Source organism: Shinella sp. 838 (assembly GCF_029623935.1).
GTDB lineage: Bacteria > Pseudomonadota > Alphaproteobacteria > Rhizobiales > Rhizobiaceae > Shinella.
In genome coordinates, this window is sequence record NZ_JARSBQ010000001.1 from 1,198,929 (window position 1) to 1,214,302 (window position 15,374).

The window sequence follows — 15,374 nt, forward strand, 5'->3', positions numbered from 1 at the left end:
CTTTGGGCGCCGTCGGATTTCAGGAGGCCGCGGCGATCCGCTCCGTACCGCGGTGCTCGGCGATGTAGCCGGCAAGGTAATCCGCATCGTGCCAGCAGCCCCAGATGAAGGAGGAGGCGCGGCGAGAGAGCCACGGCAGGCCGACGAAGAAGAGGCCCGGTACCCTGGAGACGCCGCGGTCGTGGACGGGGCGGCCCTTTTCGTCGAGGGCGTCGAGCTTCAGCCAGCCGTAATCGACCGCATAACCCGTCGCCCAGATGATGGTGCTGATCCCGGCTTCCTTGAGGTCGAGCGCGAGGATCGGATCGGTCAGGCAGGCCGGATCCGCCTCACGACGGCGTGCTTCGGGATCCTCCGGCAGGTCGAGATGGTTTTCGGCGGCATAGGCGTCGGCGCGATCGAGCAGGGAGAGGTGGTTGGCATCACCCCGTGCAATGTTGTCGGCAAGGTCGGGGGCGACATGCAGCACGCCGCCGGAAAAGCTTTCGGCCCGGCCGAGCAGGGTCATGCCTCGATTGCCGAGGCGACGGAAATCGACGGTGTTGCCGCCATAGGCACCGCTGACGGCGATGGTGACGTGCTCGGTGTTCGGCGCGGGCACCTTGAGGTCCCAGATGCCGAGCACGCCGAGCCACCAGCAGAAATCCTTGCCGCGGTAGCGCCGCGGCGGCCGGTCGTGCGGGCCGATGGAAAGATAGACGCGTCGGCCGGCCCGCAGCAGCTCATCGGCGATCTGCGTGCCGGAGGAGCCGGCTCCGATCACCAGCACTGCGCCCTCGGGCAGCTGGCCCGGATTGCGGTAGGTGTTGGAATGGATCTGCGTGAGGCCCTGTTGCGCCGGCACCAGGGCGGGCATGACCGGGCGCTGGAAGGCACCCGTTGCGGAGACGACGTTTTTCGCCTCGATCACGCCGTCGGAGGTCTCGATGCGGAAGATGTCTCCCTCCTTGCGCACGGACCTGACCTCGACGCCGCAGCGGATCGGCGCCTTGATCTTCTCCGCATAGGTGACGAAGTAGTCGGCCACCTGTTCCTTGGGGGCAAAGGCGTCGTCGTGGAGGCCGGCAAAGGTCAGGCCGGGGAAACGGTCGTGCCAGGCCGGGCCGTTGGCAACGAGGCTGTCCCAGCGGGCGGTGCGCCAGCTTTCGGCGATACGGGCTTTTTCGAGAACGAGATGGGCAAGGCCGCGTCTGCCGAGGTGCTCGCTCATCGCAACGCCCGCCTGACCGGCACCGATGACGAGCGTATCCACTTTTTCCACTGCCATGCCGCTTTCCTTCCCGTTTCCGGAGCACCGGCCCCTGCTGCTGTATCGGGGTCGATGTGTAGTGGAAGGCGGAAAGCGCCGACATGAGCGTTTGATTCAGCGCTGATTAGGCGGCCGCTAAGCTGGCCGAATTCTGCGGGCGCGCGCAGGGCATGCCGGTGGATCGGGAAGGGATGAGCGGCCCCGGCGGGTTCGCCGGGGCTTGCCGTCAGATGCCGCCCATGCAGAGATATTTCATCTCCAGATAGTCCTCCAGGCCATGGCGGGAGCCCTCCCGTCCCATGCCGGACTGCTTGACACCACCGAAGGGGGCGGCTTCCGAGGACATGCGGCCTGTGTTGATGCCGACCATGCCGTATTCCAGGGCCTCCGCCACCCGCCAAACGCGGCTGAGATTGGAGGCGTAGAAATAGGCGGCGAGGCCGTAGATCGTGTCGTTCGCCTCGCGCACCACCGCATCGGCATCCGTGAAGCGGATGATCGGGGCGAGCGGGCCGAAGGTCTCCTCCTGCGCGATGCGCATGTCGCGCGAGATGCCGGTGAGCACGGTCGGTGCAAAAAAGGTGCCGGCGCCCTCGATGCGTTTCCCGCCGCAATGGATGCTGCCGCCACGGTCGACCGCATCGGCGACATGGGCCTCGATCTTGGAGAGCGCCCGGGTGTCGATCAGCGGGCCGATCGCGACATCGGGGTCGAAACCGTCGCCGACGGAGAGCGTGCGCACCCGCTCGGTGAATTTCCGTGCGAATTCGTCGTGCACGCCGGCCTGCACATAGAGCCGGTTCGCGGAAACGCAGGTCTGGCCGGCATTGCGGAACTTCGCCTGGATGGCTCCGTCGACGGCAGCATCGACATCCGCGTCGTCGAAGACGATGAAGGGGGCGTTGCCACCGAGCTCCAGGCTGAGCTTCTTCACCTGGTCGGCGCATTGCCGCATCAGCAGCCGTCCCACTTCCGTGGAGCCGGTGAAGCTGATCTTGCGCACCGTCGCATTGGAACAGAGTTCGCGGCCGATGGCGTCGCCCTCGGCGGCATAGATCAGGTTGACGACGCCCGGCGGAAAGCCGGCCTTTTCCGCCAGCGCGAACATCGCGCCAGCCACGAGGGGTGTCTGTTCTGCCGGCTTGAGAACGACCGTGCAGCCGGCGGCAAGCGCCGGCGAGATCTTTCGCGCGACCATCGAGGCAGGAAAGTTCCAGGGCGTGATGGCGCCGACGACGCCGATCGGCTGCTTGATGACGATCATGCGCCGGTCGCGGGAGGGGGCGGGGATCGTTTCGCCATAGACCCGGTTCGCTTCCTCCGCATACCATTGCAGATAGGCCGCGGCATGCGAGACCTCGGACTTCGCCTCGGCAAACGGCTTGCCCATCTCTGCGGTCAGAATCGTCGCAAGGTCGTCCGTGTGCTGCACGATCAGCTGGTGCCAGCGCCACAGCGTGTCGGACCGCTCGCGCGCGGTGCGCGCGGCCCATTCGGTCTGGGCTTCGCCGGCCCGCTCGATCGCCGTGCGTGCTTCGACGACGCCCATGTCGGGGATGTCGGCCAGATGTGCGCCGGTGGCGGGATTGAAGACCGCGAAGATGGGGTTGTCGGCGGCAAGGCCGAGCCAGGCGGGATCGCCGATCGCTTCGAACAATGCCGGGTTCTTCAGGCGGCTGATGAGATTGCGAGACAGGGCCAAACGGTGTCCTCCCGATGAGACGTCCTCGAAGATGCAATAGGCGAGCAACCGCTCGCCTGCAATCGGGATGATGCCGCATGCTCCGGCCACCCTTTTCGGCCGGCTCCTTCCTGTGATCGTCGACCCTGCGTCTTGGCGATTGCGGCGGCCTTGGAACTGGCGGTTTGCGCATGAGGGAGCCGCAGGGCCGGCGCCCGACGGCGGCAAAAAGCGGCGGGGGATTGTTGGTGTGGCACTTTGACCTCACGCCGGCTTTCGGCGATGAATGGGCATGCGGGACGCGGCGGGCACCCGATCCGGTCGCGCAGGGCAACACATCAATCGCCGGTGCCTTCGAGACGTTCGTCAGCCGGCGCATACCAATAGGTGACGGAGCATGGAAATTCTGACAGCGGCCGGACTGACGGCGCTCTTGCAGGTCATTGCAATCGATCTCGTCCTCGCGGGCGACAATGCGGTGGTCATCGGTCTTGCGGCGGCGGGTCTTCCGGCCGAGCAGCGCAAGAAGGCGATCCTCGTCGGCATCCTGGCGGCGACCGTGCTGCGCATCGCCTTTGCGACGGTCGCGGTGCATCTGCTTGCGATCATCGGCCTCCTGCTCGCCGGTGGCCTGCTGCTGCTCTGGGTGTGCTGGAAGATGTGGCGCGAGCTGCATGCCGGCCATGGCGGGGAAGAGGAGGCGAGCCTGCAGGACACGCCGAAAAAGACCTTCCTTCAGGCCGCCACGCAGATCGTCGTTGCCGACGTTTCCATGTCGCTCGACAATGTGCTTGCCGTCGCCGGCGCCGCGCGCGAGCATCCGAGCGTGCTGGTCATCGGCCTTGCGCTCTCGATTGCGCTGATGGGCATCGCGGCCAATTTCATCGCCAATCTGCTCAACAGGCACCGCTGGATCGCCTATGTCGGCCTTGCGATCATCCTCTATGTCGCGCTCGACATGATCTATCGCGGCGCGCTGGAGGTGATGCCCTATCTGGCCGCTGGCTAGGCGTGACGTCTTCGCGGCAGCCGCCGTTGCTGCCTGCCTGAAAAGGGATTGCCCGGTTGCGATAGACGGCCGCGCCGGGCTAGCCTGCAGGCAAAGTGCAGGAGATTTTCATGACGCGACGGTTGATTCTCACGGCTTCCCTCATTGGCTGCCTTGCCGGCCTTGCCCCATCCGCCGGCGCGGTGGAGCTGGAAAAGATCGCGGGCCGCACGATCGAGATCAAGGAGCGGGATTTCGAGAAGGTGCTCACCGTCGACGGTCGGGAACTGCACACCAATGCGCTCATCTTTCTGGACGACGTCTACGCCTTCGGCGGCACGGTCGTGGTCGTGGGCACGAGTTCGGTCGGGGGCAATGCCTGTGAAGGTTCCCCCTTCGTGCTGTCCTTTCCCGAAAAGGGGGCGCCGCGCATAGACGGTCCCCTCGACAGCTGCACGCCCGTGTCGCATTCGGTGGATGGCCCGGCACTGCTGTTCTCGACGGCGAGCGTTCCCGGGCGGGATACCGAGCGCTGGCAATGGACCGCCGACCGGGGCATGACGCCGCTTGCGCCGGTGGCCTTCCAGCCGGACGAAACGCGCGGCTGGGGCAATCTGCGGGAGCGCACCTTCGCACATCCCTCTGACGCCTTTGCCAATGCCGAGATCGCCGCCAGCCTGAAGATGGTGCTCGGCTCGGATTTCTCGCAGTTCCAGCAATTGATGAGCGGCGTGGGAAGCGGTGAGTTCAAGGGAGACGACTTCGTCGGCACTGCGTGCCGCCCGCATGCATGCCTTGACGAGGCGGGGCTGGTCTTCCTCTCCTCGAGCGACCGTCGCGCCTATGTGGCCTGGAAGCCGGACGGCGAAAAGATCGCTGTCTTTCCCGCCCCGGTGACGGGCTGGCCGGAGAAGGCAAGAGCGGAGCTGAAGGAATGGGCAAAACAATGGCCGTAGGCACTGCGAAGCACGGCCTGCGAAACGCGACAGGGAGGCAGCGATGCCGCATGTGATACTCAAGATGGTCGAAGGGCGCACGGAAGAGCAGAAGAAGGCACTTTCCGACGCCCTTACCCTGGCCGTCACGACGACGCTTGGTTGCGGCGAGGACCTCGTGTCGGTCGCGATCGAGGACGTCAAGGACGAGGAATGGATGGCCAAGGTCTATGTGCCGGATATCCAGAGGCAACCCGGCAGGATCTACCGGATGCCGGGCTACGGTCCCGAAGACTGAGGCCGCAGGTGCCGGTTCTGCGGGCCCCCGTATTTTTACCTTCGGTCGGTGCCAGGCGGGGGAGGTAGGCCGGCCGGCACGGATTGCAGCCGAACCGCGAGGAGGCCGGGCATGACATCGATGGGCAAGGCGGGCTTCGTGTCGGGGATGGTTTTCACCTGGTCCGCCGCAACGGCGATGGCAACGCCGCCGGACGCGCTCTCGGTGCGCGACGAGGTGTTTGGGGTCGGTGCCCGCGAAATTCTCGTCCTGCGCACCGTCAGCGACAATCTCGGATCCTACAACGCGACCGTCAGCACGGTTTTCGTCGTGCTCATCGATGCGGCTACGGCGCAGGAGGCACTTTGGCCGGTCTACAGGACACGGCTGGTGCCGGACTATGAGAGCGATCCATCCGGCCTGACGCCGAGCATCCGGAACGAGGCGCTGGCCCAGCGCCGGGATGCCTTCGACCTTCTGTCCGAGCGAAAGGCCCTGCCGGCGGGCAGTGCATCGGCCCGGGGCGAAACGCCGGATGTCATGACCTATTCCATGCAGGCCGGCATCGATGTCCGCTACCTGGACGGAACCCGCTACGGGCTGACGGCCGGGGAACTGCGCCGGCGGTGGGAGATTGCAGCCGACCAGCTGGCCGCGGCGATGGAGCCCTATGACCGGCTTGGCCCGCTTGCGGCGGTGGACCTGATCGATGACGGAGCGCTCGATCTTTCCGCATGCACGCTCGCGGATCCCGCAACATGGAGCCTTCCCGTCGGGGCCGGCTCCATGCAAGTTCTGCGCATCACCTGTGAAGGGGAAGGTCTCTCCTGGTCGCGACTGCTCGTCGTGCCGTCTCGGCAGAAATGAACAGGCTCGGGGATTTTTGGCTCGAAGCCTTCGGCGATGAGCGGGGCCGGCTCTGGCGGTATCGGCGGTGACATCCCGAAGTGTTCCCGCGACGGCGCACGCTGCTCCTACATGAAGATCAGAGCCATGCCGGCGACCACCAGGAGGGCGCCGGCCCAGGCGCCGCCGGCGGGCCTTTCGCCGGTCTTCAGCCAAAGCATGGGCAGGATCATCACCGGCGAGGTGGCCGACAGGGTAGAGACGATGCCGACCTTTCCGCCGGAAAGGGCAAACAGCAGCAGCGTCATGCCGATGGCGAGCGCGAGGATGCCGGTCAGGGCGGTGAGCGCAGCGACCTTCAGCGTCAGCGGTCCCTTCGGCTTGATGGAGGGAATCGGTAGCTGGATCAGGATGCTGAGGCAGAAGGCGGCGACGCCGACGCGCAGCAGCGAGGCCAGGAAGGGATCGATCCCGGTCGCCATGACCGGTCGGGCGAGGATGGAGCCGATAGCCTGACCTGTCGCAGCGCCGATACCGAGCAGCACGCCGATGGAAAGCGGTCCCTTGATCGTTTCCCATTGATGCATCTGCGCCCGGCGCTTGCCGAAGACGATGGCGAGCAGCACGCCCGACGCGGTCATCAGGATGCCGGCCACTGCGAAGGGCGACAGGGTCTCGCCGAGAACCAGCCACCCGAGCAGCGCGGCAATCGGCGCATTCAGCGCGAAGAGGATGCCGGATCGGCGCGGGCCGAGGCGGTTGAGCGTTTCGAAGAGCAGCGTATCGCCGATGAAAATGCCGATCAGGCCGGACAGGAGCAGCGGGCCGGCGCTTGCCATGTCCAGGTCGCGCCAGACTCCGGTGGCGAGGACGTAACATGCCAGGAGCGCGGTGACGAAGATCTGGCGCGCCCGGTTGAAGGCTGGCGCGCCGAGATGCCCGGCGGGGCCTGCCGAGATCAATCCCGTCAGGGCCCAGCAGGTTGCCGCGCCGAGTGCTGCAAGTTCGTGGATTGGCATCGTCTTCCGATCGCTACATGTCGTGCCGGGACGTTAAAGCGGGATCGGACGGCCTTCGTCCAGCGCTGCTTGCATCCGTCAACAGGGACTTTCGGTTCCGGTGCGATCGGTATGACCTCCAGCGGCAAGCCCGGTACGCTGCGCCATCGATGGAAGGTCTTCCGGTGGTCGAAGGGCGCAGGTTCAAGGTGTTTTACAATGATGGAAAATCCTTAGCTGGCTATTTTTCTCCTGGATGTGCTGCTGAACATAGGCAGGTCGTCCGCCAGTCAGGGCAGGGCAACGCTCCATCATCATGCGGCGTGTTCGCAGGGTGCCGGCCGTAGCCACGGCGCAGGCGGCGGTGTCACATAGGTGTCAAGCGACCGGGGTAGGGAGCGATGACGTTCCCGGAAGGATGCTCCCATGAAAACCCTTGTTTCCGCCGCCGCCCTCCTCGCCGCCAGTTTCGCCGCCCTGCCGGCCTCCGCCGCAAATCTCGTGCTCTACACCAGCCAGCCGAACGAGGACGCGCAGGCGACCGTCGATGGCTTCATGGCTGCCAATCCCGATATCAAGGTCGACTGGGTGCGCGATGGCACGCCGAAGATCATGGCCAAGCTCCAGGCCGAGATCGCAGCCGGCAATCCGGTCGCCGACGTGCTGCTGATCGCTGATACCGTCACGCTCGAACGGCTGAAGCAGGACGGCAAGCTGCTCGCCTATGCCTCGCCGGAAGCCGGAAACTACGATGCCAGCCTCTATGACAAGGACGGCTATTATTACTCTACCAAGCTGATTACCACCGGCATCGTCTACAACACCGCGGCCGCCATGAAGCCGGCAAGCTGGCAGGATCTCACGAAGCCGGAGGCCAAGGGGCTTGCCACCATGCCGAGCCCGCTGACGTCGGGCGCCGCCCTCATCCACACCCAGACGCTGGCGGCCGTCGATGGCCTCGGCTGGGATTACTACAAGGCGCTCGCCGAAAACGGCGTCACGGCGGCGGGTGGCAACGGTGCGGTGCTGAAGGCGGTCGCTTCGGGCGAAAAGGCCTATGGCATGGTCGTCGACTACATGCCGATCCGCGAGAAGGCGAAGGGGGCACCCGTCGCGTTCGTCTTCCCGGCCGAGGGCGTTTCCGCCGTGACCGAGCCTGTCGGCATCCTCGCATCCTCGAAGAATGCCGAGGCGGCCAGGAAGTTCGTCGACTACGTTCTTTCGGTCGAGGGGCAGGAAGGCTTCGTCAAGCTCGGCTACATCCCGGCACGCAACGGCATCGCCATGCCCGAAGGGTTTCCCGCACGCGAGACCATCCGCGTTCTGCCGCTCGACGCGGCGACCGCGCTGAAGAACGCGGATGCGGACCTGAAGACGTTCTCCGGTTCCTTCGGCTCGAACTGAGGCGCGCCGCGACGTTCATGTACGGTTATGTTCGTCCGGGAAGCAGCCAGCCGATCTGGCTGCTTCCGCTTATAGCAGGCGTGGTTGTCGTCCTCAGCGTGCTGCCCCTGGCGCGGCTGGCGGTGACCGGCATCATCGCCTTCGCCGATGGCGGCGCGTTTGACGTGCTCACCGATCGCGCGCTCTGGTCGGCGACTTACTTCACGCTCGTCACCGCCGTTCTGGGCACGGTCATCTCGCTGGCGATCGGCTCGCTCTTCGCTTTCCTGCTGACCTTGACCGACATGCCGGCCCGGGGAACGCTCAGCTTTCTCTTCGTGCTGCCGATGATGATCCCGCCGCAGGTGACGGCGCTGGCCTGGGTGCAGATGTCCGGCCCCGCAAGCCCGCTCCTGAAGGCCTTGCACATCGCGCCGTCGCTCGGCTCGCCGCAGCCGCTTTATTCGGTCGGCGGGATTGCGCTGCTCTACGGGGTGCAGCATGCGCCGCTCGTCTATCTGGCCCTGCGGGCCGGGCTGATGAACATGCCCCGCGACGGGATGGAGGCGGCGCGCCTTTCCGGCGCCTCGGCCCTGCGCACGTTCCGGGATATCGTCCTGCCGCTTGCGTTGCCTGGCATGATCGCCGGCGCCGCCATCGCCTTCGTCTCCTGTATCGGCAATTTCGGCATTCCTGCGATTCTCGGCATCCCGGCATCGATCTACACTCTCTCGACCCTTGTCTTCACCAAGTTCGCCGCCTTCACGGATCGCACCTTCGGCGAGGTCGCACTGCTTTCGGGCGTCATCGTGCTGATTTCGGTGGCCGGGCTTGCCGTGCAGGAGCGTGCACTCGGCGGCCGGGACTATCGCATTCTCGGCCAGGCCGGTACGGCGGCATGCCTTCCCGTTGGCCGATGGCGCTTCGTCTTCCTGCCCCTGCTGGTGGTCCTCCTCTTCGTCATGCTGGTCGCGCCCTTTCTCGCACTCGTGGCCGGTGCGCTCGTGCCGGCCTATGGCGTGCCGCTGACAATCGACACCCTGTCCTTCCATGCTTTCGAGGAGGTCCTGCTGCGGCAGGCGATCACCCGGACCGCCTTTGCCAACTCCCTGTTCCTTGCCGCCGCCACCGCCATCGGCCTGCTCGCCCTGTCGGTGCTTGCAGGCTACCTGCTGACGCGCCGGCGGGATGCGACGGTGCGCGTCCTGGCGAACCTGATCGAGATTCCCTACGCGCTGCCCGGCATCGTCATCGCCGTCGCCTTCATCCTCGTTTTCGCAGCGCCCCTGCCGGTCTTCAACGTGAAGCTCTACGGCACGATCTGGATCATCCTCATTGCCTATTTCGCGAGCTTCTTCGCGGTCAGTCTGAAACCCGTCGTCAGCGCCTACCGCCAGCTCGATCCGGCGCTCGAGGAGGCGGCGCGCCTGGCCGGCGCCAGCTTTTTCGTGCGTCTGAGAGATATTCTGATCCCGCTGGTGGCGCCTGCCGCCGGCGCCTCCGTCATCCTCGTCTTCCTCATCGCCTGCAACGAGCTGACGGTTTCGGCGTTGCTCTGGTCCGCGGGTACGCAGACGCTCGGCGTCGTGATCTACAATCTCGACGACAGCGGTGGCTCGGATCTCGCTTCCGCCCTCTCGGTGCTCGTGGTGTTCATGGTCGTCGCCATGATGCTGCTGCTCGAAACGATTGCGAAGCACCTGCCGAAAGGAGTGGTGCCGTGGCGAAGCTGATCCTCAACAATGTCAGCAAGGATTTCGGCACCGGCCGGCCGGCGGTGAAGGGCGTCTCGCTCGATGTGCGCGACGGGGGCTTCCTTGCGCTGCTCGGCCCGTCCGGCTGCGGCAAGACGACGGTGCTGCGGATGATCGCCGGTTTCGAAGCGCCGAGCGACGGCGCGATCTTCCTTGGCGAGCGGCTTCTGGCCGATCCCGCGCAGTCCCTGCCACCCGAGCGGCGCAACATGGCGATGGTGTTCCAGTCCTATGCGCTGTGGCCGCATATGAGCGTCGCCGACAATGTCGGCTATCCGCTGAAGGTGCGCGGCGTTTCGAAGGATGCCTATCGCCGCGGGATCGTCGAGGCGCTCGAGACCGTGCGCCTTGCCGATCTCGCCGAGCGCCGTCCGGCGGACCTCTCCGGCGGCCAGCGCCAGCGTGTCGCGCTTGCACGCTGCCTCGTTACCCAGCCGGATGTCGTGCTGCTCGACGAGCCGCTGGCCAATCTCGACAGGCACCTGCGACAGGAGATGGAGGAGACCTTTCGCGAGTTCCACCAGCGCTCCGGCGCGACGATGGTCTATGTCACGCACGACCAGAGCGAGGCCATGGCGCTCGCCACCGACATTGCGGTCATGTCCCGGGGCGAGCTGCTGCAGGTTGCGCCGCCCCAGGAGATCTATGCCCGCCCCGAGGGGCGGCTTGTCGGCAGCCTGATCGGCCGCGGCGCCGTTCTTTCACTTGCGGTGACTGCGGGGATGCCCCGAAAACTCGGCTGGGAGGTGCTGCGGACCCTGCTGGCGTCGGCCGTGTCCGACGGCGGCATGGTGGCCGATGTTCTCGTTCGGCCGGAGGATGTGGTGCTGGGCGGCGAGGGGATCGCGGCACAGGTCCGCTCATCGCTCTACGAGGGAGAGCGCTACAGCCTGACGCTGGCGCTGGCGGACGGCCAGATCCTGCGCGCCTTCAGCCGTGAGAAACCGGCACCGGGCGACACCGTATCCGTGACAATTGTTTCCGCATGGCGGCTCTAGCCCTGAAACGGGAGAGGCGACATTTGGGTTTTCCGGGGAACCAGGGACCGGCGGCTTCGTTAGGCCTCTGATCGTTCAACGGAGAACAGCAAGCCATGGACAAGATCTCTGACGTTGCCAGGTCGAAGGAAGACAAGCGCCGGGAAGAAAAGAAACCGGGCGTGATCGTTGCCGGACCGGAGGCCCATGCCCGCGAGCGCGCCGGAAAAGCGCCGTCTGGCCGCAAGCCCAAATCCGCGGATGGGGCTTACAAGGGAACAGCAGATCCCTCGTAGTTCGACGGTGCCAAGGCCGATTGGGCCTTTCGGCAGGCCTTCCCCCGCCGAAGCGGGGGAAGGGATATGCGTCGCTCCCGGATACCGGGCTGGTCTTTTGGTCAGGCGGCCAGATCGAAGCGGTCGGCGTTCATGACCTTGACCCAGGCGGCAACGAAGTCCTTCACGAACTTCTCCTTGTTGTCGTCCTGAGCATAGACCTCCGCATAGGCGCGCAGGATCGAGTTCGAGCCGAAGACGAGGTCGACGCGCGTCGCGGTATACTTGGCGGCACCCGTCTTGCGGTCGCGGATCTCGTACAGGTTGTTGCCCGTCGGAACCCACGAATAACCCATGTCGGTAAGCGTGACGAAGAAGTCCGTCGTCAGTGCGCCGACCTTGTCGGTGAACACGCCATGAGCGGTGCCGGCATGGTTGGTGCCGACGACGCGGAGGCCGCCGACGAGTGCCGTCATTTCCGGCGCCGTCAGGCCCATGAGCTGGGCGCGGTCGAGCAGCAGCTCTTCCGGGCTCACCACATAGTCCTTCTTCTGCCAGTTGCGGAAACCGTCGGCGAGCGGTTCGAGCGGGGCAAAGCCGTCCGCATCGGTCTGCTCGGCCGTCGCATCGCCGCGACCCGGTGCGAAGGGCACCGTGACGTCGACGCCTGCGGCCTTCGCCGCCTGCTCGACACCCCAGTTGCCGGCGAGAACGATGACGTCCGCAAGGCTTGCGCCCGACGCGGCCGCAATCGGCTCCAGGACGGCGAGGACCCGGGCGAGACGCGCCGGCTCGTTGCCTTCCCAGTCCTTCTGCGGAGCAAGGCGGATGCGGGCGCCGTTCGCGCCGCCACGGAAGTCGGAACCGCGGAAGGTGCGGGCGCTGTCCCAGGCGGTGGCGACGAGATCTGCGGCCGGAAGGCCGGAGGCGGCAATCTTCGCCTTGACGGCAGCGACGTCATAGTCCGTGCGGCCGGCCGGGATCGGATCCTGCCAGACGAGCTCTTCCGCCGGCACGTCCGGGCCGAAGTAACGCGACTTCGGGCCCATGTCGCGGTGGGTCAGCTTGAACCAGGCGCGGGCGAAGGCGTCGGAGAAGGCGGCGAAGTCGTTCTTGAAGCGCAGCGAGATCTCGCGGTAGATCGGGTCCACCTTGAGCGCCATGTCCGCGTCCGTCATCATCGGGATGGTGCGGATGGAGGAATCCTCCACGTCGACCGGCTTGTCTTCCTCGGCGATGGTGATCGGCGCCCACTGGGACGCACCGGCGGGGCTGTGGGTCAGCGTCCACTCGTGCTTGAACAGCATTTCGAAGAAGCCGTTGTCCCACTTCGTCGGTTCGGAGGTCCAGGCACCTTCGATGCCGGAGACGACCGTGTTGCGGCCGATGCCGCGGCCCTTCGTGTTCATCCAGCCAAGGCCCTGGAATTCCGGGCCGGCGGCCTCCGGATCCGCGCTGAGATCACCCGCGCTGCCATTGCCGTGCGACTTGCCGATCGTGTGGCCGCCGGCGGTCAGCGCGACGGTTTCCTCGTCGTCCATGCCCATGCGGGCGAAGGTCTCGCGCATCTGCGCGGCCGTCGCCAGCGGATCGGACTTGCCGTTGACGCCTTCCGGATTGACGTAGATGAGACCCATCTGCACGGCGGCGAGCGGGTTTTCCAGCGTCTCTGGCTTGGAGACGTCGCCATAGCGGCCGTCGCTCGGGGCGAGCCACTGCTTTTCGTCACCCCAGTAGACGTCCTTTTCCGGCCCCCAGATGTCTTCGCGGCCGAAGGCGAAACCGAAGGTCTCCAGGCCTGCGACGTCATAGGCGATGGTGCCGGCGAGCGCGATCAGGTCGGCCCAGGAGATCTTGTTGCCGTACTTCTTCTTGACCGGCCAGAGCAGGCGGCGGCCCTTGTCGGTGTTGACGTTGTCCGGCCAGGAGTTAAGCGGGGCGAAACGCTGGTTGCCGGTGTTGGCGCCGCCGCGGCCGTCCGCGGCGCGATAGGAGCCGGCGGCATGCCAGGTGACGCGCGCCATCATGCCGACATAGCTGCCCCAGTCGGCCGGCCACCATTCCTGGCTGTCGGTCATCAGGGCGCGCAGGTCCGCCTTCAGCGCTTCCACGTCCAGCTTCTTGAGTTCTTCGCGGTAGTTGAAGCCCTTGCCCAGCGGATTGGTCTTCGCGTCGTGCTGGTGCAGGATGTCGAGGTTGAGCGCGTTGGGCCACCATTCCATGACGGAATTGTTGAGGGCGGTGGCGCCGCCGTGCATGACCGGACACTTGCCGGTCGTCGTCGTCTTCGTATCCATTTGGTCCTCCAACGGATTTTCTTGATTCGACAGGACACCGGAAGGGTACTTGCAGGCGCGCCTCTTGGGTCGGCGCCGCAGCGAAGCGTCTTCCGGGTTGCCAAGGCGTAGCAAAGGCCAATCATAAACTCCAATTGTAAAAACTAAATGCTCCGATATGCTCAGGTTATGAATGGCCTGACCATGAAACATCTGCGCTATTTCGAGGCGCTTGCCCGCATCGGTCATTTCGGCCGGGCTGCGGAGAGCTGCGCGATATCGCAGCCGGCGCTCTCCGTGCAGATCCGCGAGTTGGAGGACCTGGTGGGCGTGCCGCTCGTCGAGCGCGGCGGGCGGCGCATCCGGCTGACGGGGCTGGGCGAGGAATTTGCCGAGCGGACGCGGGCGATCCTGCGTTCGGTTGACGAATTGGAGGATCTCGGCCGGGCAGCGCATGGGCCGATTGCCGGCCGCCTCCGTCTCGGCGTCATCCCGACCGTCGCGCCCTATCTTCTGCCCGACATCATCAAGGCGCTGGCGACGCTTTATCCCGGCATCGATCCCCGGCCGCGCGAGGCGATCACGCAGCGGCTGATCGAGGACCTGACGGAAGCCAAGCTCGACGCGGCCATCGTCGCCCTGCCGATTTCGGAGCCGGCCCTCAAGGAAATCGCGCTCTTCGACGAGGAGTTCGTGCTGGTGCGTCCTCTGGAGGACGCCGGAAAGCCGGTGCCGAGTTCCGACCGGCTCCATGAAATGCGGCTGCTGCTGCTGGAGGAGGGGCATTGCTTCCGCGACCAGGCCCTTTCGGTCTGCAATATCGGGGCGTCGTCGGTGCGTGACCTGATGGAGGGAAGCTCGCTGTCGACGCTGGTGCAGATGGTCGGGGCGGGCATCGGTGTGACGCTTATTCCGCAGATGGCCGTCGACACGGAAACCCGGTCCGCCTCGGTCTGCATATCGTCGCTGGCCGAGCCCCGACCGACACGAACGATCGGCATGGTCTGGCGCAAGAGCAATCCGCTTTCGGCCCAGTTCGCCACGATCGCGGAAATCGTGCGCGATGCCGGCCTGAAGAAGCAGGGGTGAATGGGCGCGGAACGGGCTCCCGTCCCCTCACGGCATGATCAGCACCACGCTGATGATCAGCCAGATGAGCTTGCACAGCAGGTGCAGCGCCTGGTCCTGCGCAAAGCTGATCTTCCCGCGGATCTTCGCCTCGTCGATCACGACATGCACGGCCCATTCGGCAAGGCCGAGCAGGGCGCTTCCCGTCACCAGCAGCACCACGGCGCCGTGGATGCCGGCATGGGCGATGAGATGATAGGCCCGCAGGGGGCCCTCGACTTTGGCCCTCACCAGGAAGTCGGATTGCAGGGGATAGTCGGCGAGCCAATGCCCGGCGCACAACAGCAGACCCATGGTCAAAATTTCGTTCGTCATCGAATGAACTGTGCAGGTTGGGCGTTATGGTCGTGCCGCCGGCAGCCGGGGTTCCATGCGATCGGCGGGGTGAACCGTTGTTTTATTGCACCATCTGCGCCGCGCTGTTCCCTGGGGAACAGGTTGCCCGCCTCGGCTCGTGTTTGCGTCCCGTAGATTCGCTGCAGCGCGCCTTCCGGTGCACCCGCGTTTGAGCGCCGGCATTCCAGCGTTTCAATGAAGAAGCGGCGCCAGCGTGACGCTGTGGCAAAGCTGCAAGGCGGTTTTGCGTCCGCTGCGGTGGCGAGCGATT

The 15,374-nt window shown here is 65.7% G+C and carries 14 protein-coding genes; 9 read left to right on the forward strand and 5 right to left on the reverse strand.

The genetic code is table 11. The annotated features are described in order from the left end of the window. Positions 1–19 precede the first annotated feature (19 nt). Both P9A16_RS05645 and P9A16_RS05650 read right to left on the reverse strand, forming a co-directional pair. Positions 20–1,267 (reverse strand): flavin-containing monooxygenase, encoded by a 1,248-nt coding sequence (locus tag P9A16_RS05645; protein ID WP_023512522.1) that lies wholly within the window; start codon positions 1,265–1,267, stop codon positions 20–22. 208 nt (positions 1,268–1,475) lie between these two features. Continuing rightward, positions 1,476–2,951 (reverse strand): NAD-dependent succinate-semialdehyde dehydrogenase, encoded by a 1,476-nt coding sequence (locus P9A16_RS05650; protein WP_023512523.1) that lies wholly within the window; start codon positions 2,949–2,951, stop codon positions 1,476–1,478. Between the two features lie 376 nt (positions 2,952–3,327). Here P9A16_RS05650 and P9A16_RS05655 point away from each other — a divergent pair, with 376 nt between their 5' ends. The 4 genes from P9A16_RS05655 to P9A16_RS05670 all read left to right on the forward strand — a co-directional run bounded on the left by P9A16_RS05655 (position 3,328) and on the right by P9A16_RS05670 (position 5,997). Next, positions 3,328–3,939, forward strand: coding sequence for a TerC family protein (locus P9A16_RS05655; RefSeq protein WP_023512524.1), 612 nt, complete (start codon positions 3,328–3,330; stop codon positions 3,937–3,939). A 110-nt stretch (positions 3,940–4,049) separates the two neighbouring features. Continuing rightward, positions 4,050–4,874, forward strand: coding sequence for a hypothetical protein (locus tag P9A16_RS05660; RefSeq protein WP_023512525.1), 825 nt, complete (start codon positions 4,050–4,052; stop codon positions 4,872–4,874). A gap of 43 nt (positions 4,875–4,917) precedes the next feature. Beyond that, complete coding sequence (locus P9A16_RS05665) at positions 4,918–5,151, forward strand: tautomerase family protein (protein ID WP_023512526.1); 234 nt, start codon at positions 4,918–4,920, stop codon at positions 5,149–5,151. 111 nt (positions 5,152–5,262) lie between these two features. Continuing rightward, entirely contained in the window at positions 5,263–5,997 is a 735-nt protein-coding gene (locus P9A16_RS05670) for a hypothetical protein (RefSeq protein ID WP_023512527.1), read from the forward strand. A gap of 107 nt (positions 5,998–6,104) precedes the next feature. Here the strand turns inward: P9A16_RS05670 and P9A16_RS05675 are convergent, their stop codons facing one another. Further along, the gene (locus tag P9A16_RS05675) at positions 6,105–6,995 is read right to left on the reverse strand and encodes a DMT family transporter (RefSeq protein WP_023512528.1); all 891 of its coding nucleotides are present in this window, start codon (positions 6,993–6,995) and stop codon (positions 6,105–6,107) included. Positions 6,996–7,400: 405 nt separating this feature from the next. On the opposite strand from P9A16_RS05675, the gene P9A16_RS05680 reads away from it, so the two are divergent. The 4 genes from P9A16_RS05680 (at position 7,401) to P9A16_RS05695 (ending at position 11,384) form a co-directional block, all read left to right on the forward strand. Beyond that, positions 7,401–8,378, forward strand: a complete 978-nt coding sequence (locus P9A16_RS05680) for an ABC transporter substrate-binding protein (protein ID WP_023512529.1) — start codon at positions 7,401–7,403, stop codon at positions 8,376–8,378. 17 nt (positions 8,379–8,395) lie between these two features. Continuing rightward, positions 8,396–10,090: an ABC transporter permease gene (locus P9A16_RS05685; RefSeq protein WP_023512530.1), complete on the forward strand. Its 1,695-nt coding sequence runs from the start codon at positions 8,396–8,398 to the stop codon at positions 10,088–10,090. Further along, entirely contained in the window at positions 10,078–11,109 is a 1,032-nt protein-coding gene (locus tag P9A16_RS05690) for an ABC transporter ATP-binding protein (protein ID WP_024271530.1), read from the forward strand. The genes P9A16_RS05685 and P9A16_RS05690 overlap by 13 nt, the downstream gene beginning before the upstream one ends. A 95-nt stretch (positions 11,110–11,204) precedes the next feature. Next, positions 11,205–11,384 (forward strand): hypothetical protein, encoded by a 180-nt coding sequence (locus tag P9A16_RS05695; RefSeq protein WP_023514133.1) that lies wholly within the window; start codon positions 11,205–11,207, stop codon positions 11,382–11,384. A 101-nt stretch (positions 11,385–11,485) separates the two neighbouring features. On the opposite strand, the gene katG is transcribed toward P9A16_RS05695, so the two are convergent. Then, a complete protein-coding gene (katG, locus tag P9A16_RS05700) occupies positions 11,486–13,660 on the reverse strand; it encodes a catalase/peroxidase HPI (protein WP_023514134.1) in 2,175 nt (724 codons plus the stop codon). Between the two features lie 168 nt (positions 13,661–13,828). On the opposite strand from katG, the gene P9A16_RS05705 reads away from it, so the two are divergent. After that, positions 13,829–14,728: a hydrogen peroxide-inducible genes activator gene (locus tag P9A16_RS05705; RefSeq protein WP_023514135.1), complete on the forward strand. Its 900-nt coding sequence runs from the start codon at positions 13,829–13,831 to the stop codon at positions 14,726–14,728. A gap of 27 nt (positions 14,729–14,755) precedes the next feature. Here the strand turns inward: P9A16_RS05705 and P9A16_RS05710 are convergent, their stop codons facing one another. Beyond that, positions 14,756–15,061, reverse strand: a complete 306-nt coding sequence (locus tag P9A16_RS05710; protein WP_037409425.1) for a DUF3307 domain-containing protein — start codon at positions 15,059–15,061, stop codon at positions 14,756–14,758. Between the last annotated feature and the right edge of the window lie 313 nt (positions 15,062–15,374).